The organism is Streptomyces hazeniae, assembly GCF_031845485.1.
Taxonomy (GTDB): Bacteria; Actinomycetota; Actinomycetes; order Streptomycetales; family Streptomycetaceae; genus Streptomyces; species Streptomyces hazeniae.
This window is the reverse complement of record NZ_JAVREQ010000033.1, coordinates 13,899-34,233: the sequence shown is the minus strand read 5'-3', so window position 1 is coordinate 34,233 and position 20,335 is coordinate 13,899. Positions and strand designations below refer to the sequence as shown.

Genomic DNA, 20,335 nt, shown 5'->3' with positions numbered 1-20,335 from the left:
CGGCTGCGTCGTCGGCCGTCGAGCTGACGCCACTCGGCCGCCGGGCGGGCTTCCGGAGAAGCCCGCCCGGCGGCGGGCGGCGGTCAGGCGTCCGCCGCCGTGAGGGCGCGCGCGCAGGCGCGCAGCGCCTCGGGCCGCGCCCCGTGGAACGCACCGGCCAGGTGGCCGTCCGGGCGTACCGCGAGCACGGTGTGCGCCGTCGCCCCCGGGTACTCCTCCATGACCACCAGCTCCGCCGCCAGCGGCAACGCCTCGACCGCCGCCGCCAGTTCGGGCATCAGCCCGGCCCGCAGCCAGTGCCGGCTGGCCCACACCCCCGTCCCCGGCGCGACGAGCGCCACCACCAGGTCGCCGCCGCGGCCGCCCAGCCGCTCCCGCAGCCGGGCGCGGGTGCCGTCCAGCAGGACCACCGGCACGTCCCGGACCGGTTCACCGGGCGCGGTGTCCGTACGCACGGCGTGCTTGCCGTCCACGGCGAGCGGCGAACGGTCGTACACGGGGGCGCAGCCGAGCGGTCCGCGGCCGAGATGACCGTCCGTCAGCAGTCCCAGAGGGCCGCCCGCGCCGCCCCCGGGCAGCAGCGTGCGCAGCCCACCCCCGCCTCGCCGTACGAACGGCAGCGCCTGGTCGACCGCGCGCAGCCGGGCGCCCACGGCGGCGCGGCGTTCGGCGGAGTAGCTGTCGAGGAGAGCCTCGTCCGCGTCCGTTTCGCGCGCGCCGTGGTGCCAGGCGAGCGCCAGCTTCCACGCCAGGTTGGCCGCGTCCCGCAGCCCCTCGTCGACGTTCTGCACGCCCAGCGCACCGGCCAGGTGGGCGGCGTCCCCGGCGAGGAAGGCCCGTTGCACCCGCCACCTGCGCGCGAGACGCTGGTGGGTCGCGTACACCCCGGTGTCGAGGAGTTCGTACGCCGGGGGCGCGTCGTCGGCCGACCCCTGATGCAGCAGCGCCAGCGTGGCGTGCACCCGGTCGAGCATCTCCTCCGGTGTGACCAGGTCGCCCCGGGGCGGCAGCAGCCAGTCCAGGCGCCAGGCGGCGTGCGGCAGCGGCCGGGCGGTCAGCTCCCCGCCCCGGCCGCCGGGGTCCCGGTGCAGCAGCGCCTCGTCCGGCCGGGGCAGCCGGGTACGGACGGCGGCGACGGCGTACCGCTCGACGGACGTCCGGCCGGCGAACCCGATGCCGAGCAGCTTGCGCACCGTGGAGCGGGCACCGTCACAGCCGACCAGATAGCTGCCGCGCCACCACGTGCCGCCGGGGCCGCGGGTGTGGGCGGTGACGCCCTCGGCGTCCTGCTCGAGGGTGTCGAGCCGGCTTCCGGTGGCGATCCGCACCAGCTTCTCGTCGGCGAGGGCCTCGCGGAGGGCGTGCTCCAGCCGGTACTGCTCGACGTGCAGCGGGGACGTCTCGTCGTCCAGTTCCACCCGTTCGACGCACTGGCGGCGTCGTTCGGTCCGCCAGACGCGCCAGCGGGCGGTCTCCACACCCGGCAGGAGCGCCGCCGTCTGCGGGCGCAGCACACAGGTGCGAGCGGCCCGCCGCACGACCTCGCCGTCCCCGGAGTCGAGCACGACGGACGGAACGGAACGGCGCGCGAGCGCCAGGGCCAGCGCCAGCCCGACCGGGCCCGCGCCGGCGACGATCACCGGTTCCACAGCGTGCGGCCCTCACGGTCCACGGAGACGAGCGGAGTTGACGCTGACGGAGCCCGGTGCACGATCACCTCAGGTATGCAACCCACTGCCCGTCCCCCCGTCAAGCGGGGGAACGGGCAGTGGTGTTGCCGTCGGCCGGGGAAGCCGTGGAGTCAGGCCTTCGTGCCGGGCGTGGGCTCCTCGTACTCCATGTCCTCCGTCGCCCCGCCGTGCACGACGGCACCGGTGGTGCGCTTGCCACGCCGGATACGCGCCTCGATCCAGCCGGCGATCCAGGTGAGCACGAGGTTGAGCACGATGTACACGATGGCGACCGCCGTGAACGTCGCGATCACGTTGGCGTAGTTAGCCGAGATCGTGCTGGTCTGGTTCATCAGGTCGCCGAAGCCGAGGATCGCACCACCCAGCGCGGTGTCCTTCACGATCACCACGAGCTGGCTGACCAACGCCGGCAGCATCGCGGTGACTGCCTGCGGCAGCAGCACGAAGACCATCAACTGCCACTTGCGCATGCCGATCGCCTTGGCCGCGTCGGTCTGACCGCTCGGCAGCGACAGGATCCCGGCGCGCACGATCTCCGCGATGACGGAGCCGTTGTAGAGCACCAGGCCGGTGACGACCGCGTAGAGCGGGCGCACCTCGGACTCGATGTCCGTGTACATGACGTACACCTGGCTGGCGAAGACCATCATCAGCAGCACGGGGATGGCCCGGAAGATCTCCACCACGAAGCCGGCAGGCTTGCTGACCCACGCGTGGTCGGACAGCCGGGCGATACCGAGCAGCGCACCCAGAGGCAGAGCCAACACGATGGAGAGCGCCGCCGCCTTCAGCGTTTCCACCAGCCCCGGAAGCAGGTAGGTGGTCCACACGCGGGAGTCGGTGACGAAGGGCCCCCACTTGTCGGCGCTGAGCTGGTTCTTGGCGTTGAGGGTGTCGACCCCCCACCAGACCACCAGCGCGAACACCGCGAGGAAGAGGAGGGTGTAGAGGACGTTGCGCGCCTTCGCCTTGGGGCCCGGCGCGTCGTACAGAACGGACAGGTTGCTCATCGCTTCACCGCCACACGCTTGCCCACCCAGCCGAGGAACAGCCCCGTCGGAAGGGTGAGAACCACGAAGCCGAAGGCGAATACGGCGAAGATCAAGAAGATCTTGTCACTCTCGAACTCGACCATCTCCTTCATCAGGAGGGCCGCCTCGGCCACTCCGATCGCGGCTGCCACCGTGGTGTTCTTGGTGAGCGCGATCAGGACGTTGGCCAGCGGGGCCACCACCGAGCGGAACGCCTGCGGCAGCACGATCAGGCTCAGGACCTGGCTGAACTTCAGCCCCAGGGCGCGCGCCGCCTCGGCCTGCCCCACCGGCACGGTGTTGATGCCGGAGCGCAGCGACTCACAGACGAAGCACGCGTGATAGGCGATCAGGCCGAGGATGGCCAGCTTGAAGCTGATCTCCTTCGAGGTGCCGCCGCCCAGTTCGATGCCGAGCGTCTGGTACAGCGCCAGCGATGTCCCGACGATGATCAGGGTCAGCGGCGTGTTCCGCACGGTGTTGATGTACACCGTGCCGAAGGTGCGCATCACCGGCACCGGACTCACGCGCATGGCGGCGAGCATGGTTCCCCAGATCAGGGAACCTATCGCCGACCAGAGGGTCAGCTGGACCGTGACCCAGAAAGCCCCCAATACGTCGTACTCATTGAGAAAGTCGAACACGTTCTCCCGCGCTCTCGCCGTTGCGGAGGTGGCGCGCCGCCCATGTCAGGACGGCGCGCCACCCGGCCGCGTGTTTCGTCAGCTGCCTTCGGTGATCTCCGGCGCCTGGCCGTAGTCGTAGTCGGCCGGGCCGAAGTGCTTCTCGGCGAACTTCTTCCAGGAGCCGTCCTCGATCATCTTCGTGATCGCGTCGTTGACCTTCTTCTGCATCTCGGTGTCGCCCTTCTTGACGCCGACACCGTAGGGCTCATCGCTCAGGTTGAGTCCGAGCAGCTTGAACTTGCCCTGGTGCACGTCCTGGGACGCGTAGCCGGCCAGAATGCTGTCGTCGGTGGTGAGCGCGTCGACGTTGCCGTTCTGCAGACCGGTGAGGCACTCCGAGTAGGTGCCGTACTCCTGCAGGTCCGCCTTGGGAGCGAAGTCCTTCTTTACGTTGACAGCGGACGTCGAACCGGTCACCGAGCAGAGCTTGAGCTCTGCGTCGTTGAGGTCGCCCTTGGACTTGACGTCGTTGTAGTCCTTCCGCACCAGCAGGTCCTGGTGCGCGACAAGGTACGGGCCGGCGAAGGAGACGCGCTCCTTGCGCTCCGGAGTGATGGAGTAGGTGGCCGCGATCATGTCGACGTCACCGTTGGCGATGAGGTTCTCCCGGTCGGCGCTGGGAGCCTCCTTCCAGGTGATGTCGCTCTCCTTGTAGCCGAGCTCCTTGGCCACGTAGGTGGCGACATCGACGTCGAATCCGACGTAGTCGCCGTCGGGGGTCTTCAGCCCCAGGCCGGGCTGGTCGACCTTGATACCGATGGTGATGCCGTCTTCGGACTCGCTGCCGCCACCGCCGCCGCAGGCGGTCGCGGTGAGGGCGAGGACGACTGCGGCGGCAGCCGCGATGCTGGTCTTGCGGAGGGTCATGGTGAACATCCTTGGGGTTGCGTCGTTGCAGGTGACCGTGCGGTGAGCGCCGCCGCTCAGTGGTGCAGGATCTTCGACAGGAAGTCCTTGGCGCGTTCGCTGCGCGGGTTGCTGAAGAACTGGTCGGGGGTGGCCTCCTCGACGATCTTGCCGTCGGCCATGAAGACCACGCGGTTCGCCGCGGAGCGCGCGAAGCCCATCTCGTGGGTGACGACGACCATGGTCATCCCCTCACGGGCGAGCTGCTGCATGACCTCGAGGACCTCGTTGATCATCTCGGGGTCGAGTGCGGAGGTGGGCTCGTCGAAGAGCATCACCTTGGGGTCCATGGCCAGGGCGCGGGCGATGGCCACGCGCTGCTGCTGACCGCCGGACAGCTGCGCCGGGTACTTGTCGGCCTGGTTGGCGACGCCCACACGGTCCAGCAGGCGGCGCGCCTGCTCGTCGGCGGCCTTCTTGTCCGTCTTGCGGACCTTCAGCTGGCCCAGCGTCACGTTCTCCAGCACCGTCTTGTGCGCGAAGAGGTTGAAGGACTGGAACACCATGCCCACGTCCGCGCGCAGCTTGGCCAGCTCCTTGCCCTCCTGGGGCAGCGGCTTGCCGTCGATGGCGATGTAGCCCGAGTCGATGGTCTCCAGGCGGTTGATCGTGCGGCACAGCGTGGACTTGCCGGATCCCGAGGGGCCGATGACGACGACGACCTCGCCGCGTTCGATGGTCAGGTCGATGTCCTGGAGCACGTGCAGCGCACCGAAGTGCTTGTTGACGTTGTCCATGACGACCAGGCCGCTCGGCGCCGACTCCGGGCGTCCGGCGTCTCCGTCCTTGGTCACCGATAGTTTGCTCATCGGCGTGTAGCTCCGTCCTCGTCGGTTGCGAGGACCTTAGTGACCCGCCGCCACCAGCGTCATTACATCTGAGGGGAAATTGAGCATAACGATACGGCCACTTTCCAGCACTCTACGTGAAACAGGTGACAGGGGACATTCCGGTGGCGTACCGACTGGATAACGGACATCGGTGGCAACGCGAACGCCCCTTGACTCACCTGCGCGCATCCGCATGGATGCAGTGCTGGACCGGAAATCCACGCCCGCTGAAACCACCACGGAGAGGACGTCGATGAGGCTGCTGCTCGTCGAGGACGACGACCACGTCGCCGCGGCGCTCTCCGCGGTGCTGCGGCGGCACGGTTTCAGCGTGGTGCACGCCCGTGACGGGGAGGACGCGCTGCGCGAGCTGGTGCCGGACCCGGACGGGGCGCCGTTCTCGGTGGTCCTGCTGGACCTGGGGCTGCCCGGGCTGGACGGCTTCGAGGTGTGCGGCCGCATCCGCGCGCTCACCTCCACGCCGGTGATCATGGTGACCGCGCGGTCCGACGTGCGGTCCCGGATCCATGGGCTGAACCTGGGCGCGGACGACTACGTGGTGAAGCCGTACGACACCGGGGAGCTGCTGGCCCGCATTCACGCGGTCGCCCGGCGCAGCGCCGCGGAGGAGCCCGCCGCCGAGCCGGCCACGGCGGACGACGTGCTGCGGCTGGGGGACGTTGCGGTGGAGCTGCCCACCCGGCAGGTGTCGGTGGACGGCGAACCGGTCCCGCTGACCCGCAAGGAGTTCGACCTGCTGGCGCTGCTGGCGCAGCGGCCGGGGGTCGTCTTCCGGCGCGAACAGATCATCAGCGAGGTGTGGCGGACCAACTGGGAGGGCACGGGCCGGACGCTGGAGGTCCACGTGGCGTCGCTGCGTTCCAAGCTCAAGCAGCCCAGCCTGATCGAGACGGTGCGCGGCGTCGGCTACCGGCTCGCCGTACCCGGCGACTGGACCGCCTGAAGGCCACCCGACCAAGGACCCTCACGGACCCACCTGATGCGCACCCGTCTGCTCCCCCTCCTCATCGTGCTGTTCGCCGGCGTGCTGCTCGCGCTCGGTTTTCCGCTGGCCGCGAGCATGGCGGCAGCGGAGCAGCAGCGGCTGGTGGTCGACCGGATCGACGACACGGCGCGGTTCGCGTCACTGGCGCAGTTCGTCACCGCGCAGAGCGAACCCGGCGAACGGCTGGACACGCTGCGCAGCGAACTGGACCGGTATCACGAGCTGTACGGCATCAGGGCGGGCGTCTTCTACCGGGACGGCGAGGCGATGGCCACCGCCCCCGCGGAGTCGCGGGTTCCGGTCTCGGGGCCGGGGCGCCAGGCGTTCCAGGAGGCCCTCGCGGGACGCCGCAGTCACGACCCGGCACAGGTGTGGCCGTGGCAGGACGGCCGTGTCGCGGTGGCCTCCCCGGTGATCCGCGACGGTGATGTGGCCGCGGTCGTCTACATCGACTCCCCCACCGGTCCGCTGCGGTCCCGCATCGTGGAGAGCTGGATGCCGATCGTGATCGGCGAGGCCGCGGCGATGCTGCTGGCGGTGGCGGCCGCGCTGGTGCTGACCCGCTGGGTGCTGCGGCCGGTGGGCATCCTGGACCGGGCGACGCACGAGATCGCCACCGGACGGTTCAAGTCCAGGGTGGCGGCCTCCTGGGGGCCACCGGAGCTGCAACGGCTGACGCGGTCGTTCAACGAGATGGCCGACCACGTCGAGGACGTGCTGGAGCAGCAGCGCGCCTTCGTGGCGGACGCCTCCCACCAGTTGCGCAACCCGCTGGCCGCACTACTGCTTCGCATCGAACTGCTCGGGCTGGAGCTACCGGAGGGCAACGAGGAGTTCGCCTCGGTGCGGGCGGAGGGGAAGCGGCTGGCGGAGGTGCTGGACGGGCTGCTGGACCTGGCGTCGGCCGAGCACTCGCCCGCCGACCTGCGGCTGACGGACGTGGCGGAGCTGGCGGCGGAGCGCGTAGCGGCGTGGGAACCGGCGGCGGCGCGGCGCGGGGTGACGCTCCGGGTCACCGGTGCCGCCGCGCTGACGGGGTGGGCCGACCCGGTGACCCTGTCGAGCGCGCTGGACGCGGTGGTGGACAACGCGGTCAAGTTCTCGCCGGACGGCGGCGCGGTGACGGTACGCGCCTCGTCGGCGGGCCCGGACGTGCGGCTGGAGGTGGCGGACGAAGGGCCGGGGTTGTCGGAGGAGGAGTTCGAGCGGATCGGCGACCGCTTCTGGCGCAGCAATCGGCACCAGAACGTCGCGGGCTCCGGTCTCGGGCTGTCCATCACGCGCGCGCTGCTGGCGGCGGGCGGGGCGGAGATCACGTACGCGCCGAACCGGCCGCGCGGACTCCGGGTGATCGTCACCGTGCCCCGCAACCGGCCCGGAGGCTGACGAGCCCGGACGCCGGCCGCGCACGGGCGGAGAGCAGGGTCGCCGCCGCCAGGCCGCAGGGGCCGCAGCGCCGGCGCTCCCGCGGTTCAGGCTTCGGGGAGGTGCTCCTCCAGCAGCTCCGGGTCCTCGCCCTCCTCTTCCAGTGCCTGCCGCACCACGCGGAGGGCGAGGCCTTCCGCGTACCCCCTGCGGGCGAGCATCCCGGCCAGGCGGCGGATGCGCTTCTCCCGGGGCAGGCCGCGGGTGGTGCGCAGTTTCCGGTCGACCAGGGCGCGGGCCGTCTCCGCCTCCTGGTCGGAATCGAGGCGGCCGACGGCCTCGTCGACGGTGGCCGCGTCCACGCCCTTGGTGCGCAGCTCGCGGGCGAGGGCGCGGCGGGCGAGGCCGCGGCTGTGGTGGCGGGAGTCCACCCAGGCGTCGGCGAACGCCGCGTCGTCGATCAGTCCGACCTCTTCGAAGCGGTCCAGCACCTGCTGCGCCGCCTCGTCCGGGATCTCCCGCCTGCGGAGGGCGTCGGCGAGCTGCCGACGGGTCCGCGGGGTGCCGGTGAGCAGGCGCAGGCAGATCGCCCGTGCCCGTTCCACCGGGTCCTTCGGTTCCGCGGTCGGTTCCCCGGCACGGCGCGACGGCTCCGCCCCGGCCCTCGACGGGGCGGGGCCGTCGCTGTCTTCGGACACCGGCCAGTGGCTGCGCCGTGTCACGGACTAGCTCTTGGCCGTCGCGGCCTTGGCCGACTTGGCCTTCGACGCCGGTGCCGGAACCGTCTTGCCTTCGGCCGCCGGAGCGGGATCCGCAGCCGTGACCGCCGCGTCGGCGGGCGGCTCGCCGGCAGGGTCCTGGGGCTTCACGCCGATACCCAGCTTCTCCTTGATCTTCTTCTCGATCTCGTTGGCGAGGTCGGGGTTGTCACGGAGGAACGTGCGGGCGTTCTCCTTGCCCTGACCGAGCTGGTCGCCCTCGTAGGTGTACCAGGCACCGGACTTGCGGATGAAGCCGTGCTCCACGCCCATGTCGATCAGACCGCCCTCACGGCTGATGCCCACGCCGTAGAGGATGTCGAACTCGGCCTGCTTGAAGGGCGGGGCGACCTTGTTCTTGACGACCTTGACGCGGGTGCGGTTGCCGACCGCGTCCGTGCCGTCCTTGAGGGTCTCGATGCGGCGGATGTCGAGCCGGACCGAGGAGTAGAACTTCAGCGCCCGGCCACCGGTGGTCGTCTCAGGCGATCCGAACATGACGCCGACCTTCTCGCGGAGCTGATTGATGAAGATCGCCGTGGTCTTCGACTGGTTGAGCGCACCGGTGATCTTCCGCAGCGCCTGGCTCATCAGGCGGGCCTGGAGACCGACGTGCGAGTCGCCCATCTCGCCCTCGATCTCGGCGCGGGGCACCAGGGCGGCGACCGAGTCGACCACGATCAGGTCGAGGGCACCGGAGCGGATGAGCATGTCGGTGATCTCGAGCGCCTGCTCGCCGTTGTCCGGCTGGGAGAGGATGAGGGAGTCGACGTCCACGCCGAGCTTCTTCGCGTACTCCGGGTCGAGGGCGTGCTCCGCGTCGACGAACGCGACGGTGCCGCCGGCACGCTGCGCGTTGGCCACCGCGTGCAGCGTGAGCGTGGTCTTGCCGGAGGACTCCGGGCCGTACACCTCGACCACGCGGCCGCGCGGCAGCCCGCCGACGCCGAGGGCGACGTCGAGAGCGGTCGAGCCGGTGGGGATCACCTCGACGGGCTCGTTCGGCCGCTCGCCGAGGCGCATCACGGCGCCCTTGCCGAATTGCCGTTCAATCTGCGCGAGTGCGGCGTCCAGCGCCTTCTCGCGGTCCGTACCAGCCATGGGTGCCACCCGGTTGCTCGCTTGAGTCGATCGCTTCACGTCGTCAGACGCTAGCGCCTGCCACTGACAATCCCGTCCCGACCGCGTACCGCAGCGGCCCGACCACTCCATGAGAATGGTTGTTCGAATTTTGTGTCAAGTGCCGCCATCTCCCTGTGGACGACGGAGAATTCGCAGGTCAAAAAGGTCTTTCGGCGCTCGGCAGGAGCGCGGAGCAGGCCCCACGGGAGAGAAATGACCCCCGAACGGGTCACCTGTTCTCCGCCGGCACCTCCATCGTCCGGCAGACCACCCGCCACACGTCCTTGGTGTTCCAGCCCGCCTCGAGCGCCTCGTGGACGGTGCGCCCGCCCAGCTCGGACATCACGTGGTCCCGCGCGAAGGAGTCGGCGTACGCCGCCCCGAAGTGGTCCGCCATCCGCTGCCAGAAGTCCGTCAACCGCATACCGCGAGTATCCCGCACCCCGGCCCGGGCCGGACGCCGTTGTCGTACCCGGGGTGCACGATGGGTGACATGGCTCAGGGAAAGTCGGCGTCCGTCCTCGACGCGTTCTCCCCGGCGACCCGCGCGTGGTTCGCCGGAGCGTTCCGCGCGCCCACCGCCGCGCAGGAGGGCGCGTGGCGGGCGCTGGCCGAGGAGTCCGACGCGCTGGTGGTCGCCCCCACCGGCTCCGGCAAGACGCTCGCCGCGTTCCTGGCCGCCCTCGACCGGCTGGCCTCCGTTCCGCCGCCCGCGGACCGCCTCAAGCGCTGCCGCGTGCTGTACGTCTCGCCGCTGAAGGCACTCGCGGTCGACGTCGAGCGGAACCTGCGCAGCCCGCTCACCGGCATCCGCCACGAATCGGCCCGGCTGGGCCTGCCCGAGCCCGAGGTACAGGTCGCCATCCGCTCCGGCGACACCCCGGCGGCGGACCGGCGGGCGCTGGCGCGCCGGCCGCCGGACATCCTCATCACCACGCCCGAATCGCTGTTCCTCATGCTCACCTCCGCCGCCCGCGACGCGCTGTCCGGCGTGGAGACCGTGATCGTGGACGAGGTGCACGCGGTGGCCGGCACCAAGCGGGGCGCGCATCTGGCGCTGTCCCTGGAGCGCCTCGACGAGCTGCTGGACCGGCCGGCCCGCCGGATCGGGCTCTCCGCCACGGTGCGGCCGGTGGACGAGGTGGCCCGCTTCCTCTCCCCACGGCGGCGGGCGACGATCGTGCAGCCGCCGTCGGAGAAGCGCTTCGACCTCTCGGTCGTGGTGCCGGTGGAGGACATGGGCGAGCTGGGCGGCTCCCCGGTGCAGGACGGGTCGGCCGGATCGGGCGGGCCGGGCGGCGGGGAGAAGCCGTCGATCTGGCCGTCCGTCGAGGAACGCATCGCCGATCTGGTCCAGGCGCACCGCTCCACCATCGTCTTCGCCAACTCGCGCCGCCTCGCCGAACGGCTCTGCAACCGGCTCAACGAGATCGCGTACGAGCGCGCGACCGGTGAACCGCTCCCCGAGGAGCACTCCCCCGCCGAGGTCATGGCGCAGGCCGGAGCGGGCCGCGGCGCGCCCCCGCTGCTGGCCCGCGCCCACCACGGCTCGGTGTCCAAGGAACAGCGCGCCCAGGTCGAGGAGGACCTCAAGGCGGGGCGGCTGCCCGCCGTGGTGGCCACCTCCAGCCTGGAGCTGGGCATCGACATGGGCGCCGTCGACCTGGTGATCCAGGTGGAGTCGCCGCCGTCGGTGGCCTCCGGCCTCCAGCGGGTCGGACGCGCCGGCCACCAGGTGGGAGCCGTCTCCGCCGGGGTGGTCTTCCCCAAGTACCGGGGGGATCTGGTGCAGGCGGCCGTGGTGACCGAGCGGATGCGTGAGGGCGCCATCGAGGCGCTGCGCGTCCCCGCCAACCCTCTCGACGTGCTGGCCCAGCAGATCGTCGCCATGACGGCCGTCGACTCCTGGGACGTGGACGCCCTGCTCGCCGTGGTCCGCCGTGCCGCGCCGTTCTCCTCGCTCCCGGAGTCGGCATACACCGGGGTGCTCGACATGCTCGCCGGCCGGTACCCGTCCGACGCCTTCGCCGAATTGCGGCCGCGCCTGGTGTGGGACCGGGTCGCCCGCACGATCACCGGGCGGCCCGGTGCGCAGCGGCTCGCCGTCACCTCCGGGGGCACCATCCCGGACCGCGGCCTGTTCGGCGTGTTCCTGGCGGGCGCCGACCCGAAGAAGGGCGGCGGCCGGGTCGGGGAGCTGGACGAGGAGATGGTGTACGAGTCCCGCGTCGGCGACGTCTTCACCCTCGGCACCACGACGTGGCGCATCGAGGACATCACCCGCGACCGGGTGCTGGTCACCCCGGCGCCCGGCCAGGCCGGCCGACTGCCGTTCTGGAAGGGCGACCAGCTCGGCCGTCCGCTGGAACTCGGCCGCGCCCTGGGCGCGTTCCTCCGCGAGATCGGCGGCCTGTCCGCCGAGGACGCCCGTGCCCGGCTCACGAGCGCCGGCCTCGACGCGTTCGCCGCCGGGAACGTGCTGGCCTACCTGGACGAGCAGCGCACCGCCTGCGGCCACGTCCCCGACGACCGCACCGTCGTGGTCGAACGGTTCCGCGACGAGCTGGGCGACTGGCGGGTCGTGGTGCACTCCCCCTTCGGGGCGCAGGTGCACGCGCCGTGGGCGCTGGCGCTGGGGGCACGTCTCACCGAGCGGTACGGCATGGACGCGCAGGTGATGCACGCCGACGACGGCATCGTGCTGCGTCTGCCGGACGCGGGCCTGATGGGCCTGGACCTGTTCGAGCCGGGCGCGGACGCAGCGGGCGCGGACGCAGCGGATGCAGGGTTCGGGGACGACCCGGAGAAGCCCCCGCTCGGCGCGCAGGACGTGCTCTTCGACAAGGGCGAGGTGGACCAGCTCGTCACCGACCAGGTCGGCGGGTCGGCGCTGTTCGCGGCGCGGTTCCGCGAGTGCGCCGCCCGCGCGCTGCTGCTCCCCCGCCGGAATCCGGGCAAGCGCACCCCGCTGTGGCAGCAGCGGCAGCGCGCCTCGCAACTCCTCCAGGTCGCGAGCGAGTTCGGGTCCTTCCCGATCGTGCTGGAGGCCGTCCGCGAATGCCTCCAGGACGTCTTCGACGTGCCCGGTCTGGGCACGCTGATGGGCGACATCGAGGCACGGCGGGTCCGGGTCGTCGAGGTCACCACACCCGAGCCGTCGCCGTTCGCCCGGTCGCTGCTCTTCGGCTACGTCGCCCAGTTCCTGTACGAGGGGGACTCCCCGCTCGCCGAACGGCGGGCCGCCGCGCTGTCTCTGGACTCCCGCCTGTTGTCGGAGCTGCTGGGCCGGGCCGAGCTGCGCGAGCTGCTCGACCCCGAGGTGCTGGCCGGGCTCGAGGAGGAGCTGCAGTGGCGCACCCCGGAGCGCCGGCTCAAGGACGCCGAGGCCGTCGCGGACGCGCTGCGCGTCCTCGGCCCGCTCACCGACGACGAGCTGACGGAGCGCGGAGCCGACCCCGGCGGGGCCGCGGAGCTCGGGCGCGCGCGCCGCGCCATCCGGGTGCGTGTGGCGGGCCGGGAGCACTGGGCGGCGGTCGAGGACGCCGGCCGGCTGCGGGACGCCCTGGGCGCCGCCCTTCCGGTGGGCGTGCCCGAGGCGTTCACCGAACCGGTGCCCGACCCGCTGGGCGACCTGCTGTCCCGGTACGCCCGCACGCACGGCCCGTTCACCTCCACCGAGGCCGCCGCACGCTTCGGTCTCGGCACGGCCGTGGCCGACGGCGCCCTGCACCGGCTCGCCGCCGCCGGGCGGCTGGTGCAGGGCGAGTTCCACCCCTCCGGCATCGGCCAGGAGTGGTGCGACCCGGCCGTGCTGCGACGGCTGCGGCGGCGGTCGCTGGCCGCCCTGCGGGAGGAGCTGGAGCCTGTTCCGCCTCCGGCGCTGGCCGCGTTCCTCCCGCGCTGGCAGCACGTCGGCGGCGGAGACCTGCGCGGTCTCGACGGGGTGGTCCGCGCCGTCGAACAGCTCCAGGGAGCACCGGTCCCGGCCTCCGCACTGGAGAAGCTGGTGCTGCCGAGCCGGGTGCGGGACTACTCCCCGGTCCTCCTGGACCAGCTCACCACGTCCGGGGAGGTGCTGTGGGCGGGTGCGGGCGCGCTGCCCGGCAAGGACGGCTGGGTCTGTCTGCACCTCGCGGACACGGCTCCCCTGCTGCGCCGGCCACCGCTGCCGCTGGAGACCTCACCGGTCCACCAGGCCGTGCTGGACACGTTGGAGGGGGGCTTCGGCCTGTTCTTCCGTCAGATCGCCGACCGGGTACGGGCCGTGCTGCCGGAGTGCGGCGAGACGGAGCTGGTCACCGCCGTCTGGGATCTGGCCTGGTCCGGGTCGCTCACCAACGACACCCTCGCCCCGCTGCGCGCGCACCTCGGCTCCGGCCGTACGGCGGGCGCGACCGCGCACCGCGCCAAGCGGGCGGTGCCGCGCGGCCGGTACGGCGGTCTGGGCGGCAGCGTGCGGGCCGCCGCACGGGCGGCCGGGGCGCCCCGCGGCGGGCCGCCCACCGTGGCCGGACGCTGGGCGCTGCTCCCGCCGGCGGAGACCGACGCGACGCACCGCGCGCACGCCCTGGCGCACACGCTGCTGGACCGCCACGGCGTGGTGACCCGCGGCGCCGTGCAGGCCGAGGGCGTGGAGGGCGGCTTCGCCGCCGCGTACCGGGTGCTGTCCGCGTTCGAGGACAACGGGCAGGCCCGCCGCGGCTACGTGGTGGAAGGGCTCGGCGCGGCGCAGTTCGCCATGGACGGCGCGGTGGACCGGCTGCGTGCCGTCCACCAGGCGCGGGAGCGCGGGGCGGAGCCGCACGGCACGGCGGCGCCCTGGGGCGAGGCACCCTCGACGCGCCGGCGTGGTGACGACGCGCGGGCCGTGGTGCTCGCGGCGGCCGACCCGGCGAACGCGTACGGCGCGGCGCTGCCGTGGCCGGAGCCTCCCGACGGAGCCACCCACAAGCCCGGCCGCAAGGCGGGATCGCTGGTGGTCCTCGTCGACGGGGAGCTCCAGCTGTACATGGAGCGCGGCGGGCGGACCCTGCTCGCCTGGCCGGCGGGGCCCGACGCACCGCCGGAGGCGACGGAGCGGCTGCGTACCGCGGCCTCCGCGCTCGGGGACGCGGCACGACGCGGCGCCGTGGGCACGCTCACCGTCGAACGGGTGAACGGTGGCGCCGCGCTGTCGTCGCCGCTGGGCGGCGTGCTGGAGGACGCGGGCTTCCACGCCACGCCGCGCGGCCTGCGCATCCGCGCCGCGTGACCCGCCCGTCCGGGGTGAACGCTGGGAGCATGGACGCATGCCCGAGGGAGACACCGTCTGGCGCACGGCGCGGTCGCTGCACACGGCGCTGGCCGGCGCCATGGTCGTGCGCAGCGACCTTCGGGTGCCGCGGCTGGCCACCGTGGACCTCACCGGGCGGCGGGTCCTGGGGGTCGTGCCGCGCGGCAAGCACCTCCTGACCAGGCTGGACGGCGGCCTGACCCTGCACTCGCACCTCGGTATGGAGGGTTCCTGGCGTCTCTACCGCTCCGGTGCCCGCTGGACCGGGGGCCCCGGCCACCGGATCCGCGCGGTGCTGGGCACCGAGGGCGTCTCGGCGGTGGGCTACGCGCTTCCTCTGCTCGAACTGCTCCGCACGGCCGACGAGCCGCAGGTGGTCGGCCATCTGGGTCCCGACCTGCTGGGGCCGGACTGGGACGCGGACGAGGCGGCACGCCGCCTGTCCGCCGACCCGGACCGCCCGCTCGGCGAGGCGCTTCTCGACCAGCGCAACCTGGCCGGGATCGGCAACGTGTACCGCTCGGAGCTGTGCTTCCTGGCTCGCACGGCGCCGTGGACGCCGGTGCGCCTCGGCCCGGACCCGCACCGTCTGGTGGAGGTCGCCCGCCGGCTTCTGGACGCGAACAAGACCTACGGCGCCCGCAGCACCACGGGGAACCGGTCGCGGGGCCGGCTGCTCTACGTGTACGGCCGGGCGGGAGAACCGTGCCGCCGCTGCGGCGCCCCCGTGCGAGCGGCGGAGCTCGGCCCGTCCGGCGAGAAGCGCATCGCCTACTGGTGCCCCCGCTGCCAGCCCGACCCTTCCGCCTGAGCGGAGGGACGGCTCCCGGCCGGCGACAGGCGGCCACGGGCGGACCGCCGCGCCGGGCGGCGTTCGGTGACGTGCACCGGCACCACGCTCAGGCCCCAGCCGCCCGCTGCGACGGACGCCTCCAGTGGCCCGCAGTCCTCCGGGCGTACGGCCAGCCGCCAGACCGCGTACCCCCACACGAGTGCGCAGGTTCCGCAGGCCAGCCACCACAGGCCGCGGAGCAGGTGCGACGCCCGTATGCCCATGCACGTCCGCCTTCCGCACGGCTCACGGCCGCCCGGCGATCGTCGGCCGCGCCACCGATGGTCCCCCACGGCCGGCGCTCGCGCGACCACAGCGGCGGCGTTCCCGACGCGGCCCCGGACGGTCCGGCCGGCGCCCGAGGCCCGCCCCGGAAAGCCGTGAGGCGCGCACCGACCCCGCTGGGGCTGGTACGCGCCTCACGGCGCACGGTCCCGCACATCCCGGCGCCGCGGCCGGTGCGGCGGGCGCCGGCCGGTGTGGTCAGGCGGCGACGACGTCCACGGCCTCCGTGGGCGCCTTGATCGTGACGCGCTCCTCCGGCACGCCCGTCACCGAGGTGACGGACGGCATCCGCTCGACCGGGCCCAGCATCGGACGCATCGGCGCCGGTACCGTGTCGCTGGCGGCGGACTCGGCAAGCTCGGCGAGCGCCAGCTCGTCGCTGACCGCGCGCATGACCTCGGACATCCGCAGCTCGAGCGCGTCGCAGATGGACGACAACAGCTCGGAGGACGCTTCCTTCTGGCCTCGCTCCACCTCGGAGAGGTAACCGAGCGACACCCGGGCGGACGACGAGACCTCGCGCAGGGTACGGCCCTGGCGTTGGCGCTGCCGACGCAGCACGTCACCCAACAGGCGACGGAGCAGAATCATCGGTGCTCCTCCCTCTACAACGCGTGCCGTCTTCTGCGTTCCCCATGTCGCGGGCCGTCCGGCTGCCGTGTACACGGCCGGGCGGCCCACACCCTTCAGCCTCCACCGTACCCCCTCGGCCTGTGGCCGTGCGGGGAGCGATGTCGTGTTCACTCAGGGCTGCAAACATCCCGCAGCTCCCGGATGTTCCGTACCCTGCGGGGCCGTCGGCACGCCGAATCCGGCCGGTGGATCTGTGCCGGCCCGCTTTCCCGACGGTCCGGATCCACCCGGTCAGGGGCCGCCCGTCTCCTCGCGCAGCAGCTCCAGCGCGGCGAGGACGGCGCCCTCCCGGACGTCCGCCCGGTCCCCGTCCAGCCGGCACTCCCGGGCACGGACGCGTGTCCCGGCCCCGGGCGGCTCCGGCGCACGGGGGTGGCCGGGACCGGCCACCGCCACGTAGACCAGTCCGACCGGCTTGCCGTCCTGCGGGTCCGGTCCCGCCACACCGGTCGTGGCCACGCCCCAGTCGGCGCACAGCACGCGCCGTACGCCCTCCGCCATGCGGCGTGCCACCTCCGCGTCGACCGCGCCCCGCTCGTCGAGCAGGCCGCCGTCCACACCCAGCACGTCGCGCTTGACGTCCGTCGCGTACGCCGTGACCGCGCCGCGGAAGGCGCGGGAGGCCCCCGGGACGGCTGTGAGGCGGCCCGCGACCAGGCCGCCGGTCAGGGACTCTGCGACGGCCACGGTCTCTCCCCTCCGGACCAGCTCCTCCAGCAGCCGGGCGGCGACCTCGGGCGCGGACCCGGACCCCGCCGGTGCGGTCATCGGTTCTGTTCCCGCCCCGTGGCAGGGGACTCCGCCACCGGTGCGGCGCCGCCGTGATCGCCCTGTCCCGCCTTCTCCGCCTCGATGCCGGCCCGGCGCAGGACGAGGGCCTGCCGCACGTAGTCGAGGCCGGTGCCGACGGTCAGCACCACCGCCAGACCCATCACCCACCAGCGCACCGAGGCCAGCGGCCCGGTCAGTTCCAGGACGTACATGCCGACGGCGACGCCCTGGGCGAGCGTCTTCATCTTGCCGCCGCGGCTGGCCGGGATGATCCCGTGCCGGATGACCAGGAAGCGCATCAGGGTGATGCCGAGCTCCCGGGCCAGGATGACCACGGTCACCCACCACGGCAGGTCGCCGAGCGCCGAGAGGCAGATCAGCGCCGCACCCATGATCGCCTTGTCGGCGATCGGGTCGGCGAGCTTGCCGAAGTCGGTGATGAGGTTGTGGCGGCGGGCCAGCTCACCGTCGAACAGGTCGGTGATCATGGCGACGGTGAAGGCCGCCCAGGCGAACGAGCGCCACGCGGGATCGTGCCCGCCGTCCGCGAGCATCAGCAGCACGAAGGCGGGCACCAGCACCAGGCGCAGCATGGTCAGGATGTTGGCGATGTTCCAGAGACCGGCCTTGGGCACCGGCGTCGCCGGCCTGGGTTTCGCCACGGGACCACCGCCGGCGGCGGAGGCGGGCACTCCGGTCATCCGGTCGCCTCCTCGCTCTCGCTCGCCAGGGGCTCGGCGACCAGGTCCACTCCCTCGGTCGCCACCACCTTCGCCTCGACCATACGTCCGACCGCCAGGCCGTGGCACGACGCGCCGGTGAGCAGCACCTGCCCGTCGGTCTCGGGGGCCTGGTGGGCGGCGCGGCCGACCGGGCCGTCACCCTCCGGGCCGTCGCCGAGGTCCTCCACCAGCACCCGGACGGTCTCGCCCAGCCGTTCCTCGGCGCGCTGCGCGGTCAGTTCCTCGGCGAGGCGGGAGAGCCGCTCCAGGCGTGCGGCGACCACGTCGGGGTCGTGCTTCTCCTGGTATCCGGCGGCCTCGGTGCCGTCCTCGTCGGAGTAGCCGAAGACGCCGACGGCGTCGAGCCGGGCGGCGGACAGGAAGCGTTCCAGTTCGTCGACGTCGGCCTCGGTCTCGCCGGGGAAGCCGACGATGAAGTTGGAGCGGGCACCCGCGTTCGGGGCCTTGGCCCGGATGGAATCCAGCAGCGCGAGGAAGGAGTCGGTGTCGCCGAAGCGGCGCATGGCGCGCAGCACGCCGGGGGCGGAGTGCTGGAAGGACAGGTCGAAGTAGGGGGCGACCTTGTCGGTGCCGGTGAGCACGTCGACGAGGTCGGGACGCATCTCGGCGGGCTGGAGGTAGCTCACCCGGACGCGTTCGATCCCGTCGACCGCGGCCAGCTCGGGCAGCAGCGTCTCGAGCAGCCGGATGTCGCCCAGGTCCTTGCCGTAGGAGGTGTTGTTCTCGGAGACGAGCATGACCTCGCGGACGCCCTGCTCCGCGAGCCAGCGGGTCTCGGCGAGCACGTCGGAGGGGCGGCGGGAGATGAACGAGCCGCGGAAGGAGGGGATGGCGCAGAACGAGCAGCGCCGGTCGCAGCCGGACGCGAGCTTCACCGAGGCCACCGGGCTGCTGCCGAGGCGGCGGCGCAGCGGGGCCCGCGGGCCGGATGCCGGCGCGAGGCCGTCGGGGAGGTCCGAGGGTGCGGCGGCCGCGGCGTCGGCGCCGTCGACCTCGTCGGCGGGGGCGGCCGCGTCGCCGTGCCCGGGCAGCGCGACCCCGGCACCGGCCTGCTGGCGTGCGGCGGGGCTGACGGGCAGCAGCTTGCGGCGGTCGCGCGGCACATGGGCGGCGTGGACGCCGCCGGCGAGGATGGTGCTCAGCCGGTCGGAGATGTCGGTGTAGTCGTCGAAGCCGAGGACGCCGTCCGCCTCCGGGAGGGCGTCCGCGAGTTCCCTGCCGTACCGTTCCGCCATGCAGCCGACGGCGACGACCGCCTGTGTACGGCCGTGGTCCTTCAGATCGTTGGCCTCCAGCAGCGCGTCGACGCTGTCCTTCTTGGCGGCCTCGACGAAACCACAGGTGTTGACGACGGCGACGTCCGCGTTCTCGGCTTCCTCGACGAGGTCCCAGCCGTCCGCCGCCAGGCGGCCGGCGAGTTCCTCGGAGTCCACCTCGTTACGGGCGCATCCGAGCGTGACAAGGGCGACGGTACGGCGTTCGGGCATGGACTCAGCCTACGTCGTCCGGGGCACGGCTCCGGCCGCGCCCTCGCGGCGGCGCGCACCCGGTCGTGGCCGGGTGCGGGCGGCCGCGGTGCGTCAGCCCTGCTCGGGGTCGCCGCGGGTGTAGGTGACGCGCTCCACCGTGCCGACCTCGCCGAGCCGGTCGACCTCCTTGCCGTTGACCCACAGCTTGACGGCGCCGGCGTTGCCGAAGACCAGGTCGAGCTGCTCGTCGTCGGTGAAGGTCTTGGTGTCGCCCTCGTTGAGGACACCCTCGAAGATCAGCTTGCCGGTGTGGTCGGTGGCGGAGATCCAGCTGTTGCCGTCGTCGGCCTCCATCCGCACCGTCACCTTGTCGGCCGGGACGCCGGCGATGGCGCTCTCGGACGGCTTGGGCTCGGGCTTGGACGGCTTCTTCTGCTCCGGCTTGGCGTCGGGCTTGTCGCCGTCGGGTTTCTCGGCCGGCTCCTCCTGGGCGACCTGGCTCCCGTTGCCGCCCTCCTCCCCCGTGAACAGGGTGAAGCCGACGAAGCCGACGACGGCCACGATGGCGGCGACCATGGCCGCGGTCCAGTTGGGGCGGCGGGGTTCGGGTCGGATGCGTTCGGCCTCGAACAGGGTCGCGGCCGGAGTGGGTTCGGGACGCCCGCCGTGCTCGGCGTCGTACTGGGCGACCAGGGCGTCCGCGTCCAGCCCGACGGCACGGGCGAGTGTTCGGACGTGGCCGCGGGCGTAGACGTCGCCGCCGCAGCGGGAGAAGTCGTCGTCCTCGATCGCGTGGACGATGGGCACCCGCACGCGGGTCGACGTACTGACCTCTTCCACGGTCAGCCGGGCGTCGATACGGGCCTTCTGGAGGGCTCGACCGACCGAGGGCCGGTCCTCTTCGGGGGCTTCGGGAGCGTTGCCGATGGACACGG

Annotated in this window: 18 protein-coding genes; 4 read left to right on the top strand and 14 right to left on the bottom strand. The window is 72.8% G+C overall.

What is annotated here, in order from left to right:
• Positions 1–83: 83 nt before the first annotated feature.
• From RM572_RS26240 to RM572_RS26220, 5 genes are all read right to left on the bottom strand, one after another.
• On the bottom strand, positions 84–1,649 hold the full coding sequence (locus RM572_RS26240; protein ID WP_311675862.1) for an FAD-dependent monooxygenase: 1,566 nt from the start codon (positions 1,647–1,649) through the stop codon (positions 84–86).
• Between the two features lie 152 nt (positions 1,650–1,801).
• The gene (locus RM572_RS26235; protein ID WP_311675861.1) at positions 1,802–2,701 is read right to left on the bottom strand and encodes an amino acid ABC transporter permease; all 900 of its coding nucleotides are present in this window, start codon (positions 2,699–2,701) and stop codon (positions 1,802–1,804) included.
• The gene (locus RM572_RS26230; protein ID WP_311675860.1) at positions 2,698–3,366 is read right to left on the bottom strand and encodes an amino acid ABC transporter permease; all 669 of its coding nucleotides are present in this window, start codon (positions 3,364–3,366) and stop codon (positions 2,698–2,700) included. The genes RM572_RS26235 and RM572_RS26230 overlap by 4 nt, the downstream gene beginning before the upstream one ends.
• A gap of 78 nt (positions 3,367–3,444) precedes the next feature.
• Positions 3,445–4,275, bottom strand: coding sequence for a glutamate ABC transporter substrate-binding protein (locus tag RM572_RS26225; RefSeq protein WP_311675859.1), 831 nt, complete (start codon positions 4,273–4,275; stop codon positions 3,445–3,447).
• Positions 4,276–4,331: 56 nt separating this feature from the next.
• The gene (locus RM572_RS26220; RefSeq protein WP_136182089.1) at positions 4,332–5,123 is read right to left on the bottom strand and encodes an amino acid ABC transporter ATP-binding protein; all 792 of its coding nucleotides are present in this window, start codon (positions 5,121–5,123) and stop codon (positions 4,332–4,334) included.
• Between the two features lie 274 nt (positions 5,124–5,397).
• Between RM572_RS26220 and RM572_RS26215 the strand changes: the two genes are divergently transcribed.
• Positions 5,398–6,108 carry a response regulator transcription factor gene (locus tag RM572_RS26215; RefSeq protein ID WP_311675858.1) on the top strand — a complete coding sequence of 237 codons (711 nt, stop codon included), beginning with the start codon at positions 5,398–5,400 and terminating at the stop codon, positions 6,106–6,108.
• Between the two features lie 36 nt (positions 6,109–6,144).
• The gene (locus RM572_RS26210) at positions 6,145–7,536 is read left to right on the top strand and encodes a sensor histidine kinase (RefSeq protein WP_311675857.1); all 1,392 of its coding nucleotides are present in this window, start codon (positions 6,145–6,147) and stop codon (positions 7,534–7,536) included.
• Positions 7,537–7,622: 86 nt separating this feature from the next.
• Here RM572_RS26210 and recX read toward each other — a convergent pair whose 3' ends face one another.
• The 3 genes from recX to RM572_RS26195 form a co-directional block, all read right to left on the bottom strand.
• Entirely contained in the window at positions 7,623–8,237 is a 615-nt protein-coding gene (gene recX, locus RM572_RS26205; RefSeq protein ID WP_394813710.1) for a recombination regulator RecX, read from the bottom strand.
• A 3-nt stretch (positions 8,238–8,240) separates the two neighbouring features.
• Positions 8,241–9,374: a recombinase RecA gene (gene recA, locus RM572_RS26200; protein ID WP_311675855.1), complete on the bottom strand. Its 1,134-nt coding sequence runs from the start codon at positions 9,372–9,374 to the stop codon at positions 8,241–8,243.
• A 250-nt stretch (positions 9,375–9,624) separates the two neighbouring features.
• A complete protein-coding gene (locus RM572_RS26195) occupies positions 9,625–9,819 on the bottom strand; it encodes a DUF3046 domain-containing protein (protein ID WP_311675854.1) in 195 nt (64 codons plus the stop codon).
• Between the two features lie 69 nt (positions 9,820–9,888).
• On the opposite strand from RM572_RS26195, the gene RM572_RS26190 reads away from it, so the two are divergent.
• Entirely contained in the window at positions 9,889–14,646 is a 4,758-nt protein-coding gene (locus tag RM572_RS26190; protein ID WP_311675853.1) for an Lhr family ATP-dependent helicase, read from the top strand.
• Between the two features lie 37 nt (positions 14,647–14,683).
• Complete coding sequence (locus tag RM572_RS26185) at positions 14,684–15,478, top strand: Fpg/Nei family DNA glycosylase (RefSeq protein ID WP_311675852.1); 795 nt, start codon at positions 14,684–14,686, stop codon at positions 15,476–15,478.
• Here the strand turns inward: RM572_RS26185 and RM572_RS26180 are convergent.
• The 6 genes from RM572_RS26180 to RM572_RS26155 all read right to left on the bottom strand — a co-directional run bounded on the left by RM572_RS26180 (position 15,439) and on the right by RM572_RS26155 (position 20,333).
• Complete coding sequence (locus RM572_RS26180) at positions 15,439–15,723, bottom strand: hypothetical protein (RefSeq protein ID WP_311675851.1); 285 nt, start codon at positions 15,721–15,723, stop codon at positions 15,439–15,441. The genes RM572_RS26185 and RM572_RS26180 overlap by 40 nt on opposite strands.
• A gap of 259 nt (positions 15,724–15,982) precedes the next feature.
• Complete coding sequence (locus RM572_RS26175) at positions 15,983–16,375, bottom strand: helix-turn-helix domain-containing protein (RefSeq protein WP_027763109.1); 393 nt, start codon at positions 16,373–16,375, stop codon at positions 15,983–15,985.
• A gap of 273 nt (positions 16,376–16,648) precedes the next feature.
• Positions 16,649–17,185 carry a CinA family protein gene (locus RM572_RS26170; protein ID WP_311675850.1) on the bottom strand — a complete coding sequence of 179 codons (537 nt, stop codon included), beginning with the start codon at positions 17,183–17,185 and terminating at the stop codon, positions 16,649–16,651.
• Entirely contained in the window at positions 17,182–17,889 is a 708-nt protein-coding gene (gene pgsA / locus RM572_RS26165) for a CDP-diacylglycerol--glycerol-3-phosphate 3-phosphatidyltransferase (RefSeq protein WP_311675849.1), read from the bottom strand. The genes RM572_RS26170 and pgsA overlap by 4 nt, the downstream gene beginning before the upstream one ends.
• Positions 17,886–19,418 carry a 30S ribosomal protein S12 methylthiotransferase RimO gene (rimO, locus tag RM572_RS26160; protein WP_311675848.1) on the bottom strand — a complete coding sequence of 511 codons (1,533 nt, stop codon included), beginning with the start codon at positions 19,416–19,418 and terminating at the stop codon, positions 17,886–17,888. Before rimO ends, pgsA begins: the two co-directional genes overlap by 4 nt.
• Before the next feature lie 93 nt (positions 19,419–19,511).
• On the bottom strand, positions 19,512–20,333 hold the full coding sequence (locus tag RM572_RS26155) for a helix-turn-helix domain-containing protein (RefSeq protein WP_311675847.1): 822 nt from the start codon (positions 20,331–20,333) through the stop codon (positions 19,512–19,514).
• Positions 20,334–20,335: the final 2 nt, after the last annotated feature.